At 51.5% G+C, this 18365-nt stretch carries 15 protein-coding genes; 5 read left to right on the top strand and 10 right to left on the bottom strand.

All coding sequences use genetic code 11. The features are described from left to right. Positions 1 to 1158: 1158 nt before the first annotated feature. Genes sdhB through AC0YNX_RS26875 form a run of 3 tightly spaced genes read right to left on the bottom strand, consistent with a single transcriptional unit; the run spans position 1159 to position 4380 of the window. Positions 1159 to 1923, bottom strand: coding sequence for a succinate dehydrogenase iron-sulfur subunit (sdhB, locus tag AC0YNX_RS26885; RefSeq protein ID WP_475818771.1), 765 nt, complete (start codon positions 1921 to 1923; stop codon positions 1159 to 1161). Between the two features lie 14 nt (positions 1924 to 1937). Further along, positions 1938 to 3683, bottom strand: coding sequence for a succinate dehydrogenase flavoprotein subunit (gene sdhA, locus AC0YNX_RS26880; protein ID WP_475818770.1), 1746 nt, complete (start codon positions 3681 to 3683; stop codon positions 1938 to 1940). A 25-nt stretch (positions 3684 to 3708) separates the two neighbouring features. Continuing rightward, on the bottom strand, positions 3709 to 4380 hold the full coding sequence (locus AC0YNX_RS26875) for a succinate dehydrogenase cytochrome b558 subunit (protein ID WP_475818769.1): 672 nt from the start codon (positions 4378 to 4380) through the stop codon (positions 3709 to 3711). Positions 4381 to 4650: 270 nt separating this feature from the next. On the opposite strand from AC0YNX_RS26875, the gene AC0YNX_RS26870 reads away from it, so the two are divergent. Beyond that, positions 4651 to 5544, top strand: a complete 894-nt coding sequence (locus AC0YNX_RS26870) for a LysR family transcriptional regulator (RefSeq protein ID WP_475818768.1) — start codon at positions 4651 to 4653, stop codon at positions 5542 to 5544. 87 nt (positions 5545 to 5631) lie between these two features. Here the strand turns inward: AC0YNX_RS26870 and AC0YNX_RS26865 are convergent, their stop codons facing one another. Next, positions 5632 to 5907: a hypothetical protein gene (locus AC0YNX_RS26865; RefSeq protein WP_475818767.1), complete on the bottom strand. Its 276-nt coding sequence runs from the start codon at positions 5905 to 5907 to the stop codon at positions 5632 to 5634. A 201-nt stretch (positions 5908 to 6108) separates the two neighbouring features. Between AC0YNX_RS26865 and AC0YNX_RS26860 the strand changes: the two genes are divergently transcribed. Then, positions 6109 to 7740 carry a CPBP family intramembrane glutamic endopeptidase gene (locus AC0YNX_RS26860; protein ID WP_475818766.1) on the top strand — a complete coding sequence of 544 codons (1632 nt, stop codon included), beginning with the start codon at positions 6109 to 6111 and terminating at the stop codon, positions 7738 to 7740. Here AC0YNX_RS26860 and uvrC read toward each other — a convergent pair. Beyond that, positions 7712 to 9718, bottom strand: coding sequence for an excinuclease ABC subunit UvrC (gene uvrC / locus AC0YNX_RS26855; protein ID WP_475818765.1), 2007 nt, complete (start codon positions 9716 to 9718; stop codon positions 7712 to 7714). The genes AC0YNX_RS26860 and uvrC overlap by 29 nt on opposite strands. Positions 9719 to 9901: 183 nt before the next feature. On the opposite strand from uvrC, the gene AC0YNX_RS26850 reads away from it, so the two are divergent. Beyond that, positions 9902 to 10048, top strand: coding sequence for a YqzM family protein (locus AC0YNX_RS26850; protein ID WP_475818764.1), 147 nt, complete (start codon positions 9902 to 9904; stop codon positions 10046 to 10048). Between the two features lie 541 nt (positions 10049 to 10589). Beyond that, a complete protein-coding gene (rsgA, locus tag AC0YNX_RS26845) occupies positions 10590 to 11792 on the top strand; it encodes a ribosome small subunit-dependent GTPase A (RefSeq protein ID WP_475818763.1) in 1203 nt (400 codons plus the stop codon). Between the two features lie 601 nt (positions 11793 to 12393). Here the strand turns inward: rsgA and AC0YNX_RS26840 are convergent. The 5 genes from AC0YNX_RS26840 to AC0YNX_RS26820 all read right to left on the bottom strand — a co-directional run bounded on the left by AC0YNX_RS26840 (position 12394) and on the right by AC0YNX_RS26820 (position 16707). After that, a complete protein-coding gene (locus tag AC0YNX_RS26840; protein WP_475818762.1) occupies positions 12394 to 12624 on the bottom strand; it encodes a YezD family protein in 231 nt (76 codons plus the stop codon). Between the two features lie 81 nt (positions 12625 to 12705). Next, positions 12706 to 13770 carry an ABC transporter ATP-binding protein gene (locus AC0YNX_RS26835; protein ID WP_475818761.1) on the bottom strand — a complete coding sequence of 355 codons (1065 nt, stop codon included), beginning with the start codon at positions 13768 to 13770 and terminating at the stop codon, positions 12706 to 12708. After that, complete coding sequence (gene cysW, locus AC0YNX_RS26830; RefSeq protein WP_475818760.1) at positions 13760 to 14656, bottom strand: sulfate ABC transporter permease subunit CysW; 897 nt, start codon at positions 14654 to 14656, stop codon at positions 13760 to 13762. The genes AC0YNX_RS26835 and cysW overlap by 11 nt, the downstream gene beginning before the upstream one ends. A gap of 15 nt (positions 14657 to 14671) precedes the next feature. After that, the gene (gene cysT, locus AC0YNX_RS26825) at positions 14672 to 15520 is read right to left on the bottom strand and encodes a sulfate ABC transporter permease subunit CysT (RefSeq protein WP_475818759.1); all 849 of its coding nucleotides are present in this window, start codon (positions 15518 to 15520) and stop codon (positions 14672 to 14674) included. Between the two features lie 26 nt (positions 15521 to 15546). After that, positions 15547 to 16707 (bottom strand): sulfate ABC transporter substrate-binding protein, encoded by a 1161-nt coding sequence (locus tag AC0YNX_RS26820; RefSeq protein ID WP_475818788.1) that lies wholly within the window; start codon positions 16705 to 16707, stop codon positions 15547 to 15549. Between the two features lie 440 nt (positions 16708 to 17147). Here AC0YNX_RS26820 and AC0YNX_RS26815 point away from each other — a divergent pair, with 440 nt between their 5' ends. Next, positions 17148 to 18164: a sulfate ABC transporter substrate-binding protein gene (locus AC0YNX_RS26815; protein ID WP_475818758.1), complete on the top strand. Its 1017-nt coding sequence runs from the start codon at positions 17148 to 17150 to the stop codon at positions 18162 to 18164. Positions 18165 to 18365: the final 201 nt, after the last annotated feature.

Below are 18365 nucleotides of genomic sequence, written 5' to 3'. Positions count from 1 at the left end.
CTCTAACGGAACTCACATGCGCTATTCGCCGGAGTTCGGTCGATCTGCTCTAACGGAACTCACATGCGCTATTGGCTGGAGTTCGGTCGAGCTGCTCTAACGGAACTCACATGCGCTATTCGCCGGAGTTCGGTCGATCTGCTCTAACGGAACTCACATGCGCTATTGGCTGGAGTTCGGTCGAGCTGCTCTAACGGAACTCACAAGCGCTATTGGCCGAAAATTAGCTTCCGTCTTAGTCTAACGGTACTAGGAGACGCTATTGCGATGAAATGAACCGTTAGCGGTGCGATAAGCGGCCAATAGCGACGCTGTGTTCCGTTAGATTTTTTAAAGCGCCATTTCTGGCGCAATAAGGCCGCTACGTTCCGTTAGCGGTTTTATTGCTGCTGCGAAGCGTTCGGGCTTCGGTCGGAGTCGGAGCTAAAGTGCTGGCTTCGACTACACCAAGAGGCATTCTTTGGTGCACCAAGAGCTGCAGCTGCACCAGAAAGTTGTCTTCGCCTTCACCACGACGCTAGCTCTGGCTGCTGCGCCTGCGGCTTAGACTCTGACGAAATTTGCGTCAGCCAGGTGTTAACGCTGCGCTAACGAACTCAATCAGCGCTATTCGCTCCTAAAGAGTTACGTTTTACTTCTAACGAATTCATAACACGTAATTTGGACTATTTCGATCGAAAACCCAGCAAGAAGTATCAAATAACGCCGCCTGAATTCGTTAGAAGTTTATAGCTGCTTATTTCCACCCAATAGCCTTCCTACGATTCGTTAGCCAAATCACCATCGCCGATGCATAGTCGTACAAAAAAGAAGCAGCGACCAACGGTCGCTGCTTTTTTACTTCACTTTTGCTATTTAGGCGTTTGCAGGCGCCACGGGAGCGTCAGCTCCAGCCTAATTGGGTTTGAGCGACTTTGGTGGAACACCACGGGAGCGCAAACTCAATTAGGCTGGCCGCAGCGCCCCTAGCGCGGCAGAGCCAAAGGAGGCTCTTCTGCCCTGCGCGCTTCGCAGAAGCGCACCCGGCGACTTTGGTGGTAAACGCAGCAACAGGAATTACGAATTAGAGCGACTTTGGTACGAAGTACCACGGGAGCGCTAATCGTAATTCCTGTGCGAAGTGCCCCACCACGGGAGCCATCGTATGCTTCTAGGCCCTTACATGCCCAGCCATTTCTTAAACAAATGCTTCGTCGTATCCTTGTTGATCGCTGCGATCGAAGTCGTCAGCGGAATGCCTTTCGGACACGAGCGTACGCAGTTCTGCGAGTTACCGCAGCCCTCGATACCGCCGTCTTCCATGAGCGTCTCAAGACGTTCTTCTTTGTTCATTTCGCCTGTTGGATGCGCGTTGAACAAACGAACTTGCGAGATCGCCGCAGGGCCGATGAAGCTGTTGCGGTCGTTGACGTTCGGGCAGGACTCGAGGCAGACGCCGCAAGTCATACATTTGGACAACTCGTAAGCCCATTGACGCTTCGTCTCTGCCATACGCGGTCCAGGACCGAGATCGTACGTACCGTCGATCGGAATCCATGCTTTTACACGTTTCAGCGCGTTGAACATACGCTCACGGTTGATGACAAGGTCACGGACAACCGGGAATGTGCTCATTGGCTGAAGGCGAATCGGCTGCTCCAGCTTGTCAACGAGCGCGCTGCACGCTTGACGCGGCTTGCCGTTGATGACCATGGAACACGCGCCGCACACTTCCTCCAAGCAGTTGGATTCCCAACATACCGGAGCTGTGTCGTTGCCGTCTGATTTCTTCGGGTTACGCTGAATTTCCATGAGCGCACTGATTACGTTCATGTTCGGGCGATAAGGAACTTCAAATTCTTCCGTATACGATCCACTGTTCGGAGCGTCTTGACGCGTAATGATCAGCTTCACTTTTTTGGTTGCTACTGCTGTTTCCGCCATCGTTATTCTCCTTTCTATTTATCCTTGGAGTAGTCGCGTTTACGCGGTGTAATGAGCGAGACATCGACGTCTTCGTACGAAATTTGTGGACCTTCCGGCGTCCATGTAGCTTTCGTAGTCTTCAGGAAGTCTTCATCGTTACGATCCGGGAAGTCCGGCTTGTAGTGAGCGCCTCGGCTCTCGTTACGCATAAGCGCGCCGAGGGTCATCGCTTCAGACAGCTCAATCATGTTCCACAGCTGACGCGTGAACGCTACGCCTGCGTTGTTCCAGCGAGCAGTGTCGTTAATGTTGATGTTCACATAACGCTGCTTCAGCTCTTTGATCTTCGCAATGGTCTCTTCAAGCTTCTTGTTGAAACGAACAACCGTCATGTTGTTAGTCATCCACTCGCCAAGCTCTTTGTGCAGCACATAAGCATTCTCAGAACCGTTCATGCCGAGGATACCTTCGTACTTGTCGGTTTGCTGTTTCTTCGCACGGTCATATACCGAGGATGAGATATCCTCTGCCGACTTCTTAAGGCCTTTGATGTACTCAACCGCTTTAGGACCCGTGATCATACCGCCGTAGATAGCGGAGAGCAGCGAGTTCGCGCCGAGACGGTTCGCACCGTGGTATTGATATTCACATTCGCCGCAAGCGAACAAGCCGGGAATGTTCGTCATTTGATTGTAATCGACCCACATGCCGCCCATCGAATAGTGAACCGCAGGGAAGATTTTCATCGGAATTTTACGAGGGTCATCGCCCATGAATTTCTCATAGATCTCGATGATGCCGCCGAGCTTAACGTCCAGAACCTTCGGATCCTTATGCGACAGATCGAGGTAAACCATGTTCTCGCCGTTGATGCCGAGCTTCTCGTCTACGCACACGGAGAAAATCTCACGAGTCGCAATATCGCGAGGCACAAGGTTGCCGTACGCCGGATATTTCTCTTCAAGGAAGTACCAAGGCTTACCGTCTTTGTACGTCCAGATCCGTCCGCCTTCACCACGAGCGGATTCGCTCATGAGACGCAGCTTGTCGTCGCCCGGAATTGCTGTCGGGTGGATTTGAATGAATTCACCGTTCGCATAATGAACGCCTTGCTGGTACACCGCGCTTGCTGCCGTACCTGTATTAATAACCGAGTTCGTCGTTTTGCCGAAAATAATACCAGGACCGCCTGATGCCAGGATAACCGCATCCGCAGCAAACGTATGCACTTCCATCGAACGCAGATCCTGCGCAGTTACGCCGCGGCAGACGCCGTCATCGTCAAGAATGGAGCCGAGGAATTCCCAGTGCTCATACTTCGTTACGAGACCTTCGGATTCCCAGCGGCGAACTTGCTCGTCCAGCGCGTACAGCAGCTGCTGGCCAGTAGTTGCGCCTGCGAATGCCGTACGGTGATATTGCGTACCGCCGAAACGACGGAAGTCAAGCAAACCTTCTGGCGTACGGTTGAACATTACGCCCATCCGGTCCATCAAGTGAATGATGCCTGGCGCTGCATCACACATCGCTTTTACAGGCGGTTGGTTCGCAAGGAAGTCGCCCCCGTAAACCGTGTCATCGAAGTGCTCCCAAGTGGAGTCGCCTTCACCCTTCGTATTAACCGCGCCGTTAATGCCGCCTTGCGCACATACGGAGTGCGAGCGCTTAACGGGCACAACCGAGAACAGGTCGACATGCACGCCTGCTTCAGCCGCTTTTATTGTAGCCATTAGGCCGGCCAAACCGCCGCCTACGACAATGATTTTATTCTTAGCCATTACTTTATCGCTCCTTGTCTCAAACTTAAACGAGATTCGTCAATTGCAGAGCAGCAGAGGCCGCTTCTTTGAACTCATCGCCCTTGAACGCTCCAAGCGACAGCAGGAAAATAACTGCCACAATAACGAATACACCGAGCCAAATGAACGAGGAGATGCGTTGTGCACGCGGTCCAACCGTGATGCCCCAGCTCACGAGGAATGCCCACATACCATTGCTGAAATGGAATGTAGCGGCAATGATACCGATCACATAAAGCACGAAGTAGAAACCGTTCGATGTGACGTCATGCATCAAATTGCCCAGTTCTTCATGCGTAACCGCGCCGATCATGACTTGGTAGCGCGTCTGGTAGAGATGCCAGAAGATGAAGATGAATGTGATGACACCTGAAATCCGCTGAAGCGTGAAAGCCCAGTTGCGGCCATACTGGAACCGCCCGGTGTTCAGGTTAGACTGATAAGCGACATATAGTCCGTACACGCCGTGGAACAACAACGGCAGCCAAATGCCGAACAGCTCCAGGAAGAAAACGAGCGGAAGATCATTCAAAAACTTGACACTATCCTCGAATCCTTGCGGCCCGTGCTCATATGCGGAAAAGTTCGTCACCATATGCTCGATTAGGAACAAGCCGAGCGGTATTACTCCAAGCAAGGAGTGGATCTTGCGCGATAAATACGAATTTCCTTTCATAACTTGTACGTTCTCCTTTCCAAACTGTGAGGTTACATTTCGCCATAATTCGCCAAAACCATTCTCCATTGTAACTCTGGGCCTAAAGAGCCGTCAATAAATAATAGACTGCCAAAAGCTGACGTTTTGCGAGGAAGCAGAAGCCTGTTTAAAAAAATGGGAATTTAGAATGCTTCTATTCCATTACACATAATACTCCTTTTTCGCTTATAATGGAATTGCCGATTATTCATTAAAAGTTATAACTATTTTGCATATAGGAGCAGGCCGATGTTAGATGAATTGTATATGTTCACCGTCATTGTGGAACAAGCAAGCCTTAACAAGGCTTCTGCCGAGCTGAATTTGTCACAGCCCGCGCTCTCGCGCAAGATCGCCAAGCTCGAGCAAGATCTTGGCGCACTGCTATTCAACCGTATTGGCAAAAGGCTTGAGCTTACTCGCATCGGCCAGCTAACCTACGATTACGCCGTCGAGACCCGTCAACAGCATCTTCGTTATTTGAAGCTTGTCTCCGAGTACAAGACTGCGGGTCGGAAGGCGCTGACGATCGGCGCGAGCTTAACGACGTTGCAAACGTCCTTGCCCGATCTTATCCAGACGCTTACGGCGAACAGTCCAGAGCTCGACATCAAAGCGATAACGGGCAAAACGCACGAAATCGTCACGCTCGTTCGCGAGCGCAAAGCCGATCTCGGCATCGTCGCCTCAGGCATAGATGATCCGCTGCTGAAATGCATCCCGCTGTTCGATGATCATCTTGTACTTGTGCTGCCGCGAAATCATTTTGTTATGGATAAAGGCATCCCTGTCATTACAGATCTCAATGGACTGCCGATGATCCTATTCTCCAAAGGCACATGGTACCGAATCTTAACCGATGAGCTGTTTGAAAAATATCGTCTGCTTCCCGATGTGCGCATGGAGATCGACTCCTTCGAAGCGATTCTGCGTCTGCTGCACACCTGCCGGGCAGCGACTTTGCTGCCGAAGTCATACTTGCGCCCCGAGATGCTCAAGGATAACGATCTCATCGTGATCCCGATCCGCGAGCTGGAGGCGACGAAGCGCACAACGTCGCTGATTCATGCGGAGTCGGAGAGTTTGAGTCCAGCTGTGAGGCTGTGGATCGACGAGATCGCTACGCATTATAAGCGTGTGTGAGGTTGTTAAACAAATAGTTGGAGAGTTCTCGAAGCTTAGGTACAAGTGAACGGCTTTCGTCGCAGTTGAACTCGGGAATATTGAACTTTACTCCTCGCGGAGTATTCCCGAGTTCAAAGGCGATCGCTGGCGCTCTACAGCTCGTTCACTTTCCCCACGCTTCCCCATCTCCAACGAACTGTTCAACTGCCTACAGTCGCTTATATGCTCCGCTGGCAGCATTGGGATGAGCCGCGCAATCGCTGTTCCCAGCTCTGCGGCTCGCTTCCTTAATACCTCAGCTTGCTTCGCCTCAAGCAAGATCATGCTGCGTGCCGCACCGATCTTGCTTGGGGTGAAGCTTGCGGAAACAATAAAGGACATAGCCGCTCACACAGGCCCTGTCCTTTATTGTTTGCCAATTTTCGTATCCAATACCATGGTCCGCACAGGAGCGTATTATTTTTGAACACGCGTGAATATAGATGGTACAAGCGCCTGTGCGGGCCGCATGGATAATTCTGTTTCAATTATGATATGGTAGTGAGTACATAAGGCTAGTCCACGCGAAATTGAGGTGTTAGGGTGAATTCGAATTTTCCCCATCATGAGCCGAATTGGAAGCTATTCTCCTGGCTCGCCGGTATTGGCATTATCATTTATTTGCTTATTCAGATTGTACCTTCAACTGCGGAATCGTTCTTCGGTACGAACAGCGAGCCGGTCATTGCGAAGAGCAAAGCAGAGGAAACAGCTGCTGCTTTCGTGAAGAAGCAGTTCCATGTTACGCCGAACAGCGTGCACGCCGTCCATCAATCTGACAGTCTGCTGTATGGTTATCTGGAGAAAAACAAGCTGACGAAGAGCTATGAGAAGCTCTACGATGAGCAGTTTCCGACCGACACCTTTCAAGTGACGGCCAAGATGCCCGACCGCAGCGAAATCTTCATCTATGTCCATATGCAAAAAGCTACCGTCATCGCTTGGAATCGTCTGAACGGCGATCAGGTCACACCGGCCAAGGGCAATGAACTGACCGACACTGCGCTCAAGTTTGCGATATCGAAGGGATTTGAGAAGTCTGGCTTGAAAGTCAGCCGGATGTCCGCCGAGACCGGGCAAGTTTGGTACACCGCTAATAAAGCAATTGGCAATGCCAAGCTCACCATTGGGATTCGCGCAGAGAAGCAACCGAACGGCTCTATTCTCATTGCTGCTTATAAACCAGCATTCAAAGTTCCAAGCGACTACACGGTGTACGTCGATAAACAGAAACGGCTCGCGAACTACCTCTCTACGCTCGGCAGCTTGTTCCTGTCGTTCGTCTTGTTCATTCTCGCCATCATCTATGCATCGCTCTACCGGAAGCATACCTCGTTCCTGCGAGGCATCGCGCTGACATTGCTGTTCCTTGGTATGTATCTCGTCAACGACTTCAACATGAAGGACGGTCTCGCGGCTGGTTACGGCGAGGCGCTGCATGTCGATACGATGGCGTATGCGGCCGTCATTGTCACTTGCTTGGTCACTGTAATTATGGCTTTATCCGTCTACTTCTCCCTCGTCGGAGGCGACGGCATATGGCGCGCTCTCGGACGAAATCTGTGGCCTAGGTTCGGCCAGCCCGGCTACGGCGAGCATGTATGGCGCAGCATGTGGCTTGGGTACCTTGCGGCATTCATGCTGCTCGGACTGCAAACGATTATTTTCATCGTCTTGATGAACATGAACGGTGCCTGGTCGACGACCGACGTCACCCAATCGCCATATAACCTTGCTGCACCATGGCTATTCCCGCTGCTTGCGTGGTGTGCCGCCATCTCGGAGGAAGCTGTATTCCGCCTTTTCGGTATCGGACTCATGAAACGCTGGTTCAAAAATTCGTTCGTTGCGTCGCTTATCCCGACCGTCATCTGGGCGCTTGGACATGTCACCTATCCAATCTTCCCATCGACGACGAGATTGCTCGAGCTGACGATTCTAGGATTGATCTTCAGCTTCCTGTTCCTGCGCTTCGGCTTCATTACCGTCCTATTCGCGCATGCAGTGTTTGACAGCCTCATGATGGCAATCTCACTCATGTTCATGGGCTCGGTCGGTAACGTGCTTATTGGACTTGTCTATATCGTGCTGCCGATCCCAATTGCATGGCTCATCCGTAATTTCGATAAAAAAAAGAGAGCGAACCCTACGGTTCCTCCCTCAATGCTTCAATAATTTGCGAGGCGAGCTTCTCGCCGATCGACAGAGGCCGGAAATCTTCAATTCCGGCTTCTTTTATTTTTTTAATGGAGCCAAAATGCTTCAAGAGCGCCTTCCGCCGCTTCTCCCCGATGCCCGGAATCGAATCAAGCTTCGATGCGACCATCGACTTGCCGCGCTGCTCCCGATGGAACGTAATGGCAAAGCGGTGCACCTCGTCCTGTATACGCTGCAGCAGATAGAATTCCTGGCTGTCGCGCGCCAGCGGCACAACCTCCGGCGGATCGCCTGTCATAAGCTGCGCCGTCTTATGCTTCGCATCCTTCACGAGGCCGCACACCGGAATACCGAGGCCGAGCTCGTTCTCCAGGATATCAAGCGCTGCGGATATCTGTCCTTTGCCTCCGTCCACGATAATAAGGTCCGGGAGTTCCAGCTCTTCCTTCAACGCGCGTTCATAGCGGCGGCGAATCACTTCGCGCATCGTTTCGTAGTCGTCCGGTCCTTGGACCGTCTTCACTTTATATTTGCGGTATTCCTTCTTATCCGGCTTGCCGTCGATGAACACGACCATCGCAGATACCGGATCGGTTCCTTGGATGTTCGAGTTATCGAAAGCCTCGATTCGGCGCACCTGCGGCAGGCCAATCGCCTCCGCCAGTCCCTCCGCCGCCTTGAATGTCCGCTCTTCATCGCGTTCGATGAGCTTGAATTTCTCATCAAGCGTCACCTTCGCATTCTTCACGGCCATTGACACAACATCGCGCTTGCGTCCGCGCAGCGGCATGAACACTTTCACTTTCAGCCACTTTTGCAGCGAGTTGCGCAGTTCGGCTTCGGCTGATCCCGCTTCCGGCTCGTTATCGCTCTGATCGGTATCTTCTACCGTTAGCACAGGAAGCACGAAGTCTGTTTCCGAGTTTGAGATGGAGCTCGGGTCAGAGTCTGGCTGAATGCTCTCTTGAGCCGCACCAGCCGCTGTGCTCGCATCCGCCTCTTGTGCCGCTGACTCTTGCGGCGGCGTCGGCAAGAAGATCTCCTTCGGCAGCGCCGGGTTCTCCGAATAATACTGTGTGACGAACGTCATGAAATCATCATACGCTTCGCCATAATACGGGAACGAGGTCGCTCTACGCTCAATAAGCTTGCCCTGACGCATGTACATGATTTGCACGCACATCCACCCTTTGTCCGTCGCGTAGCCGAAGACGTCACGGTCCATCGCGTCGTTGAGCGTAATTTTCTGCTTCTCCATGACTGCATCAATCGCGATCATCTGATCGCGGTATTCCTTCGCACGCTCGAATTCCAGTGATTCCGCCGCCGCTTCCATTTTGCCCTGCAGCGTCTTCCTCACTTCTTCGTGGCCGCCGTTTAGAAACCGGGTAATCTCCTGCACCATATTCTCGTATGTGCCCGGTTCAATATCATACTCACATGGCGCAACGCACTGCCCCAAGTGATAATACAAACATACTTTGTCCGGCAGAACGCCGCACTTGCGCAGCGGATAGAGACGATCGAGCAGCTTCTTCGTTTGCTGCGCCGCATACGCATTCGGATACGGGCCAAAATATTTCCCCTTATCCTTCACAATCCGCCTCGTCACCTCAAGCTTCGGATGCGCTTCGCTCGTGATTTTGATATATGGAAACGTCTTATCATCCTTCAGAAGGACGTTGTATTGCGGCATGTACTGCTTGATCAAATTACATTCAAGAATAAGTGCTTCCATGTTGCTCGATGTGACGATGTATTCGAAATCGCGGATGTGCGAGACAAGCCGCAATGTTTTGCCGTTATGACTGCCGTTAAAATACGAACGCACACGGTTTTTGAGCACCTTCGCTTTGCCGACATAAATGATTTTGCCGCTATGGTCCTTCATCAAATAACAGCCCGGCTGGTCCGGCAGCAGGGCTAATTTATTACGAATTCGCTCCTGCGCAAGACGTCTGTCCGCTGCTGATTCGTGGCCTGTTTGCTCCGTCATACTTGTCCTCCCCCCGGTTAATGCTAAATTTTATTGTACCACAACGACTCGCAATTTGCGGCTGGTCTCCGAATGGAACAACAAATTCGCCTCACAATTGTCACCATCGGCGGCTTTACAATTATTCTGGAAGTTGGGTATACTAGGAGAAGCAATCGTCGTGCCTAAGGAGGAACAAGTCAAATGGAAAATGTTAGAGACCCGCGCGAGCATCTGAATGAGGAACCGCGTGATGATCTATTCGACGTCGCAATAGGCTTTGGCGGATTCTTCGGAATTCTGTTCGTTATTTTTGCCGCTGCGGTGATCATTAAATTCGTTATTTCGTAATATGATGGCCTTGCTTCGTTACTCGGAGCAGGGTCATTTTAATTAAGGCAGTTGACAAGTGCTGCCAATAGAGCATAGAATGACAACTAACAATACCTAAGGGAGGCTGATGTAAATGAGAAAATCAATTGTTAACGCTGTTGTTGTCGCATTCGCATCGGCCTTCGAACGGAACTAAGTACGTCGTTTATAGTGATGAGTTGATATAGGGAGCGCGAAGTATAGCGCTATCCCGCCAGACTTATTCGCTGCAATCGACCCATTAGAACCGCAGGAGACCAATCTGGTTTCTTGCGGTTTTTTTGTGTTTCCGTGATATGCTGTGCCCCATGAGGTGGGCATTCGCATTGGAGCAGACCGCAGGAGATATTTCCTGCGGTCTATTTGTCGTTATCGTGTTAAGCAAGAAATGCAATACCACTAAATTATTTAAAAGGGGATTACCGAACTGAACCAAAACCATGAGCAAGAACAAGTAAATGAGCAAGTAGAAGGACAAGAGCAAGTAGAAGGACAAGAGCAAGAGCAGATGCACGGGCTAATGCAAGATCAAGATCAAGGGAAAGGTCAAGGGCAAGGGCAAGGTCAAGATCATAGGCAAGATCAAGGTCAAGATCATGGGCAAGTGTTAGTTCAAAATCAAGAGCAGTCCAACCAAGCTGACTTGTTGCAGCAGTTCGGCTGGAGCGCAAGCTTAGAGAAGAGCTTCGCTGCTGCGAGCGCAGCTCTTCCGAAAGGCTGCTTGCCTGCGCGGGTTATCGCTCAATTCACGAATCAATATCGCATTATGACTGCTGCCGGCGAGCTGTCCGCGGAAGTCAGTGGCAAGTTCCAGTTCCAGGCAAGTACCCGGAGCGAGTATCCGGCGGTCGGCGACTGGGTCGCCGCGGCGCCAATGGATGGCGAGAAACGTGCCATCATTCATGGCGTGCTCCCTCGTCGTTCCGCGATGATCCGTCGGGCGTCTGGTAGCGTGCCTGAAGAACAGGTCATCGGCACGAACATTGATACGCTATTCATCGTCGGCGCGCTTAACGGCGACTACAACGTAAGCCGAATTGAGCGCTATCTCGTCACGGCTTGGGAAAGCGGCGCGACGCCGGTCGTCCTGCTGACCAAAGCGGATCTGTGCGACAACGTCGAGCTGAGCATCGCCGAGGTCGAAGCTGCCGCTCCCGGCGTGCCGGTCCATGCGGTCAGCGCCGTGGCTGGGATTGGCCGCGATGCGCTCGCTCCTTATCTGCAGCCAGGCTGCACCATTGCCGTGACCGGTTCCTCCGGCGTCGGCAAATCGACGCTGCTCAACTGGCTGGCCGGCGGCGAGCTGATGCGCACGCAAGGCATCCGCGAGGACGATGCGCGCGGACGCCATACGACGACGCACCGCGAGCTGTTCCCGCTTCCAGGCGGCTTCATCATGATGGATACGCCGGGCATGCGCGAGCTGCAGCTGTGGGAATCCGATGGCGGCTGGCAGGAAGCATTCGCGGACATTGAAGAGATCGCCGCGAACTGCCGCTTCCGTGACTGCCGCCACGAGCAGGAGCTCGGCTGTGCCGTGAGGGAAGCGCTGCGAAGCGGCGTACTCGAAGAGCGCCGTTTCACGAGCTACAAGAAAACGGGGCGCGAGCTAGCACACCAATTGCGCAAAGAGCAATCTGTCAGCAAGCGCCAACAGAAGAGCGCCGACAAACGGCGCGAAGCTCGTACCACGTTCTCGAAGCGTATGATCGACGCGGATTGAGATTACTTTGGCAAGTTCGACGTGATTAGCAAAAGTGTATCCCTGAGGATCACTCTTTCACTAACTAGTTGGGTTTTCCGCTAATGTGTATCCCTGAGGATCACTCTTTCACTAACTAGTTGGGTTTTCCGCTAATGTGTATCCCTAGGGGTCACTCTTTCGCTAACTTGATGGGTTTTCCGCTAATGTGTATCCCTAGGGGTCACTCTTTCACTAGCTTGATGTGATTTCTGCAAATGTGTATCCCTGGGGATCACTCTTTCACTCACTTGATGTGAATTCGACTAATGTGTATCCCTAGAGTACTCTCTTTTACTCATTTGAATAGTATCCGATCAAAGTAGATACCCAGGGTACTCTCTTTCGCAAGATTAATGAAATTTCGGCTAATGTAGATACCTAGAGCACTCTCTTTCGCTCATTGGATGAGATTTCGGTCAATGTAGATCCCTAGAAGATCTACATTGACTGAGCTCTCTGCAATGAAGCCCACCTAACCAGCTACAAGTTACATCACAGCTGGAATGCCCCACTATGTTCGATCCCCAAAAACAAAAAAACCCAAGCACCGCAACCTAACGCGGTACTTGGGTTTTCATTCCTAATTAATGGCTTTCAATTTATCTCCAGCTGCGGAAGCTTGCCCCTGGGCTTGCTCTTTCGCATTTTGGTTCTGCTTCGCGGAAGCTTCGAACCGTTTGCGTTCGGTTCGGTCGATTTGGACGACACGCCCGTCATGAACGGTGATAAGCACCGATCCGTATTCAAGTCCGTTTACCTGCGTCGTAATCCGTTCAATCCATTCTTGATCGAGCACTATTGGTTTCGCCATCTCGAATCCCTCCTAAGGAAACTTCCTGTATTTTAAACTTCCGATACTCTCTTCCCATTCCTTCCAGACGATGAACTACCCTCAAATATGAACCGGCAGCGGATCCACTTTCAGCGGATTTTCTACCATGGTCGCCGTCTTATCCGAGATGACGTACAGCCGGTGAATGAGTACCGACACTTCTTCGCCAGGCTGAAGCGGTTCTTGATCTAGCGAACGATGTGCGGATATACGGTTGTCTCCAACTTGAATTTCCAGCTCTAGATGTGCGCCGCGGAAGAAAATATGCCGAACCTGCCCTTTCTCCGCTGCTGAAGGAAACTGAATTTCCTGCTCGCGCCCTACCTCGACGAATTCCGGACGAACCAGCGCCCTTGCACCTGCAGCAATCGAAGTTCCATCGAAGCCGCGCAGACTTGCTGGCTGCTCCACAACGCTGGAGTGTCCGATGAAGCCGGCAACGAAGGCCGTCTGCGGGTCGGTATAAATATGAACCGGCGAGCCTTGCTGCTCCAATTTGCCCTGCTGGACGATGAGCATCTCATCTGCCACTTCTACTGCTTCATCCTGGTCATGCGTCACGAAGATCGATGTAATGCCAAGCGTGCTGATCAGCTGCTTCAGCCATGTGCGCAGCTCTTTACGCACCTTGGCATCAATCGCCGCGAACGGCTCATCGAGCAGCAGCAGATCCGGCCTTGGAGCAAGCGCTCTGGCAAAAGCAACCCGCTGCCGCTGACCGCCTGATAACTGATGCGGATAACGGTGCTCGAAGCCACGAAGCCCAGTCAGATCGAGCAGCTCGCCGACGCGCGACTTAATCTCGGCTTTGCTCGTCTTGCGAATCGTAAGTCCAAAAGCGATATTATCAAACACTGTCATATGCTTGAACAGTGCATAGTTCTGAAACACGAACCCGATGCCGCGAAGCTGAGGCTGAAGATCGTTGACCCGCTTCCCGTTAATGTAGATGTCGCCCGAATCCGGCGTCTCCAGCCCCGCCAGCATCCGGAGCAGCGTCGACTTGCCGCCGCCGCTTGGCCCGAGCAAGCCGATCAGCTTGCCGCGTTCGATCTGGAAGCTCACATCCTGCACAGCAGCATGGCTGCCGAATGACTTATTTAAATTCCGTACCTCAATGTGCATGGTCAGCACTCCTTTCCGGACTTTTCGCATTCGTTCTCCACTCGATAAAGCTCTTGACGATCAACGTCAGGACAGCCAGCATGACAAGCAGCGAAGCGACCGCGAATGACGCCGAGAACTGATACTCGTTGTACAGAATTTCGATATGAAGCGGAAGCGTGTTCGTCTCGCCGCGAATATGACCGGATACGACCGATACAGCGCCGAACTCGCCCATCGCACGGGCATTACAGAGAATAACTCCGTAGAGCAAGCCCCACTTAATGTTTGGCAGCGTTACGCGCCAGAAGATTTGCCAGCCGCGTGCCCCAAGACTTGCAGCCGCTTCTTCCTCTTGCACACCTTGCGCCTGCATGAGCGGGATCAATTCCCTCGCTACAAAAGGAAACGTTACGAACGTCGTCGCAAGTACGATACCCGGCAGTGCGAAGATGAGCTGGATGTCGTGTGCCTGCAGCCACGGTCCGAAGAAGCCTTGTGCGCCGAACAGAAGCACGAATACGAGACCCGAGATGACCGGCGATACGGCAAAAGGCAGATCGATCAGCGTAATGAGAATATTTTTGCCACGGAACCGGAACTTGCTGATGGCCCAAGCCGCCGCTACGCCAAACACCGTGTTAAGCGGAACCGCGATAAGCGCAGTCATTAGCGTCAGCTTAAGCGCCGACAATGCATCCGGATCCCGAAGTGCTGCGAAGTACACGTCAGAGCCTTTCTTGAATGCTTCAATGAAGACCGACAGCAGCGGAAGCAGCACGACTGCTACAAGGAATATAAGTGCAATGGATATGAGAACAATTCGTACGACAACCGATTCGTTAATATGTTTAGGCCTTTGCGCAGCCTTCTCTGCCAGATGAACCGTTGGAGCTCCTCCTGCCATGCGTTTGCGCCTCCCCTATGCCGATACAACGCGGCGATTGCTCCGCCATTGTAAGTAGTTGATTAGAAGCAGCAGGACGAACGAGACGATAAGCATGACCATCGCAATCGCTGTTGCACCTTTGTAATCGTATTGCTCCAGCTTCGTCATGATGAGCAGCGGCGCAATCTCTGTCTTCATCGGCATGTTGCCGGATATAAAGACGACTGAACCGTACTCCCCAATCCCGCGGGCAAAAGCAAGCGCAAACCCTGTCAGCAGCGCCGGAATGAGCTCCGGCAAGATGACCCGGCGGAACGTCCGCCAGCGGAACGCGCCAAGCATAACCGCCGCTTCCTCGACTTCATTGTCGAGATCCTGCAGCACAGGCTGCACAGTCCTTACAACGAATGGTAATCCGATAAAGATGAGTGCCAGCGTAATACCGAGCGGCGTGAATGCGACCTTGAGGCCGAGCGGCTCAACAAGCTTACCAACCCAGCCGTTAGGGGCATAAATCGCGGTTAACGAGATACCTGCAACAGCGGTTGGCAGCGCGAATGGCATGTCGATTAGGCTGTCAATGAGCTTCTTCCCCGGGAACTTGTAACGAACAAGCACCCAAGCGATGATGAGGCCGAACACGAGATTCACTAGCGCAGCGTAGAAGGAAGTCAGAAAGCTGATTTTGTAGGCGGCTATGACACGTGCGTTAGATACTGTATGCCAGAACTGCTCTGGAGTCAGGCCGGATGTCTTGATGAAGATGCCGGCTAGTGGAATAATGACAAGCACGCTCAAGTAGAAAATCGTGAATCCGAGCGAGAGGCCGAAGCCAGGCAGCACGCTGCGAGGCTTCGTACGCTTAGTAGTGGAACTTTTCATACGTAGAGTCAGCTCCTGTCGACCGCTTATGAGCCTGGCGCATAGATTTGATCAAATACGCCGCCATCCGCAAAATGTTTCTTCTGTGCTGCAGCCCAGCCGCCGAAATCATCATTGATATTCAGCATCGGAATCTCTGGGAATTGATCAGCGAATTGCTCTGCTACGGATGCAAGCTGCGGACGGTAGTAGTTCTGAGCGACGAGCTTCTGAGCTTCTTCGGTATACAAGTAATCGAGGTAAGCTTCCGCTACTGCACGAGTACCTTTCTTATCGACGTTCTTATCGACAACGGCAACAGGCGGCTCTGCGAGAATGCTGATCGATGGGTATACGATATCGAACTTATCAGTGCCAAGCTCCTTCACGGACAGCAGCGCTTCGTTCTCCCAAGCGAGCAATACGTCGCCGATGCCTTTCTCAACGAACGTCGTCGTCGATCCGCGAGCTCCGGAATCAAGCACTGGCACGTTCTTGAAGAGTGCTTTAACGAATTCTTTAGCCTTCTCTTCATCATCGTTGTTCTGCTTCATGGCATAGCCCCAAGCAGCAAGATAGTTCCAACGTGCTCCGCCGCTCGTCTTCGGATTCGGCGTAATAACCTGAACACCTGGTTTCACAAGATCGTTCCAATCTTTAATGCCTTTCGGGTTGCCTTTGCGTACCAGGAACACGATGGTGGATGTATAAGGCGAGCTGTTGTTGTCGAACTTCTGCTGCCAGTCTGTATCAATGAGTCCTTTACCTGCAATCGCATCAATATCGTAACCGAGTGCGAGTGTAACGACATCAGCTTGCAGCCCGTCGATTACTGCCCGTGATTGAGCGCCTGAACCGGCATGCGACTGCTTGATCGTAACATCCTGGTTATGCTCTTGCTTCCAATAGGTTGCAAAAAGTTTATTGTAAGCTTCATACAGCTCGCGTGTCGGGTCGTAGGAGACGTTCAGCAACTCCACTGGACCAGTCGCTTCTGGTGCTGCATTCGCTGCATTATCGGTGTTCGTTCCCGAATTTGTATCATTCGTTGCTGCTGTGTTATTGCCGGAGTTTGAATTTTTGCTTGCATTGCTGCTTGCATTCCCATTGCTTGGAGGGTCCTGATCCCAGCCGCAAGCGGTCAATGCAAGTGAGAATACGATGAAGATCAACAGGGCGTGAAGCGGATTGGCATTTCTCTTTTTCATGTTTGTCATGTAAAAGCACCTCTCATCATCTTTTATACAGATAACTAACCTTGCTTTACGCCGTGTTGTACGGTAGTAAAATTAGAATTAATCCTACCTGTTTAGTTGGTTTATGTTTGAATCATAGCAACGGATAAGCTTTGTTGTCAATCAATTTTTTAACATTTCTGATAAGACTTATTAGCCTTACTTATATAGAGAGTGTTCTGCCCTTGAGTCCCCTACCAAAAGAAATTTTTAATTCATAGTTGACAGGTGGGAATTGTCAGATTATGATAAATCCATCGAGCCCACCGGACCACCGGAGGCCTTGGCAAGACGCAATGTGTACACGTTTAGTTTCGTTGTATGCGCTGCTTTTGCCGAGGCCTCCTTTTATTTGTACATATAGCCGGCCAGGTGGAACAACGACAAACTTTATTCAGGGGAGCGTAACAAACATGAAGAAAAAACTGCTGCTTACGATCACGATTTTGGCACTCATTCTTACCCTAGCCCAACCAGGTTTCGCTGCAACGAAGCCGAGCAAGCCGAATGTTGAGCTGCTCAATGTCTCCTACGATCCGACCCGCGAGCTGTATGTGCAGTACGACAAAGCATTCTCCGCTTATTGGAAGAAGAAAACCGGCCAGACTGTAACGGTTAAGCAATCTCATGGTGGATCTGGCGCACAATCGCGTTCAGTAATCGACGGCTTGGAAGCGGATGTCGTGACACTCGCACTCGGTTACGATATTGATGCCATTCAAAAAGCAGGTCTTATCAAGGATGGCTGGCAAGCTCGCTTTGCCAACAACAGCTCGCCATATACATCGACCATCGTATTCCTGGTACGTAAAGGCAATCCGAAGAAAATCAAGGATTGGAACGACCTTGTGAAGAAGAATATCTCGGTTATCACGCCAAATCCGAAAACAAGCGGCGGCGCACGTTGGAACTTCCTCGCAGCATGGGCTTATGCATTGAAGCATAACGGCCATAGCGAAGCGAAAGCGACAACCTTCGTTAAACAGCTGTTTAAGAACGTACCTGTACTCGATTCCGGCGCACGCGGATCCACTACAACTTTCGTAGAGCGCGGCATTGGCGATGTACTGCTTGCATGGGAGAACGAGGCTTACCTGGCGCTGAAAGAGCACCCGAAAGACTTTGAAATCGTGACACCTTCTTACAGCATCCTGGCAGAACCACCTGTCGCTGTCGTGAACAAGAACGTCGACAAGCATGGCACACGCGACATTGCCAAAGCTTACCTTGACTACCTGTACACAACTGAAGGCCAACGCATTATCGGCCAAAACTTCTACCGTCCAACGAATCCGAAGATCGCAGCAGAATTCTCCAAGAACTTCAAGAAGCTGGAGTTAACGAATATCAAAAACTTCGGCGGCTGGCAGAAAGCACAATCCAAGTTCTTCAGCGACAACGGCGTCTTTGACAAGATTTATCAGCCATAATAAGCGAATAGCAAAAACCGCACATCAACTGATGTGCGGTTTTTTGTGTCCTCTGAATCCGAATAAGAGCTGCGATTCTTCCTCACTTTATAGGATGAAACGGTAAAGCAGTCAAAACTTAACTCGCGTTTATCACTTTTACAGGAACCGTACAATTTCTTAAACGCACCTTAATAGACCAGTTGTTATTATAGTTTCATA

The sequence above is a fragment of the Paenibacillus sp. J31R98 genome, from assembly GCF_056269245.1.
Note: the sequence above shows the minus strand (reverse complement) of the source record. Positions and strands in the feature narration are given on the sequence as shown.

What these genes read in the sequence shown, in the direction of transcription:
- AC0YNX_RS26870 (WP_475818768.1), top strand. Translation starts at nt 4,651, where the DNA reads ATGTTAGATGAATTGTATATGTTCACCGTCATTGTGGAACAAGCAAGC.
- AC0YNX_RS26875 (WP_475818769.1), bottom strand. Translation starts at nt 4,380, where the DNA reads ATGAAAGGAAATTCGTATTTATCGCGCAAGATCCACTCCTTGCTTGGA.
- AC0YNX_RS26850 (WP_475818764.1), top strand. Translation starts at nt 9,902, where the DNA reads ATGGAAAATGTTAGAGACCCGCGCGAGCATCTGAATGAGGAACCGCGT.
- AC0YNX_RS26835 (WP_475818761.1), bottom strand. Translation starts at nt 13,770, where the DNA reads ATGCACATTGAGGTACGGAATTTAAATAAGTCATTCGGCAGCCATGCT.
- sdhA (WP_475818770.1), bottom strand. Translation starts at nt 3,683, where the DNA reads ATGGCTAAGAATAAAATCATTGTCGTAGGCGGCGGTTTGGCCGGCCTA.
- AC0YNX_RS26820 (WP_475818788.1), bottom strand. Translation starts at nt 16,707, where the DNA reads ATGAAAAAGAGAAATGCCAATCCGCTTCACGCCCTGTTGATCTTCATC.
- cysT (WP_475818759.1), bottom strand. Translation starts at nt 15,520, where the DNA reads ATGAAAAGTTCCACTACTAAGCGTACGAAGCCTCGCAGCGTGCTGCCT.
- AC0YNX_RS26865 (WP_475818767.1), bottom strand. Translation starts at nt 5,907, where the DNA reads ATGTCCTTTATTGTTTCCGCAAGCTTCACCCCAAGCAAGATCGGTGCG.
- AC0YNX_RS26815 (WP_475818758.1), top strand. Translation starts at nt 17,148, where the DNA reads ATGAAGAAAAAACTGCTGCTTACGATCACGATTTTGGCACTCATTCTT.
- rsgA (WP_475818763.1), top strand. Translation starts at nt 10,590, where the DNA reads ATGCAAGATCAAGATCAAGGGAAAGGTCAAGGGCAAGGGCAAGGTCAA.
- AC0YNX_RS26840 (WP_475818762.1), bottom strand. Translation starts at nt 12,624, where the DNA reads ATGGCGAAACCAATAGTGCTCGATCAAGAATGGATTGAACGGATTACG.
- uvrC (WP_475818765.1), bottom strand. Translation starts at nt 9,718, where the DNA reads ATGACGGAGCAAACAGGCCACGAATCAGCAGCGGACAGACGTCTTGCG.
- cysW (WP_475818760.1), bottom strand. Translation starts at nt 14,656, where the DNA reads ATGGCAGGAGGAGCTCCAACGGTTCATCTGGCAGAGAAGGCTGCGCAA.
- sdhB (WP_475818771.1), bottom strand. Translation starts at nt 1,923, where the DNA reads ATGGCGGAAACAGCAGTAGCAACCAAAAAAGTGAAGCTGATCATTACG.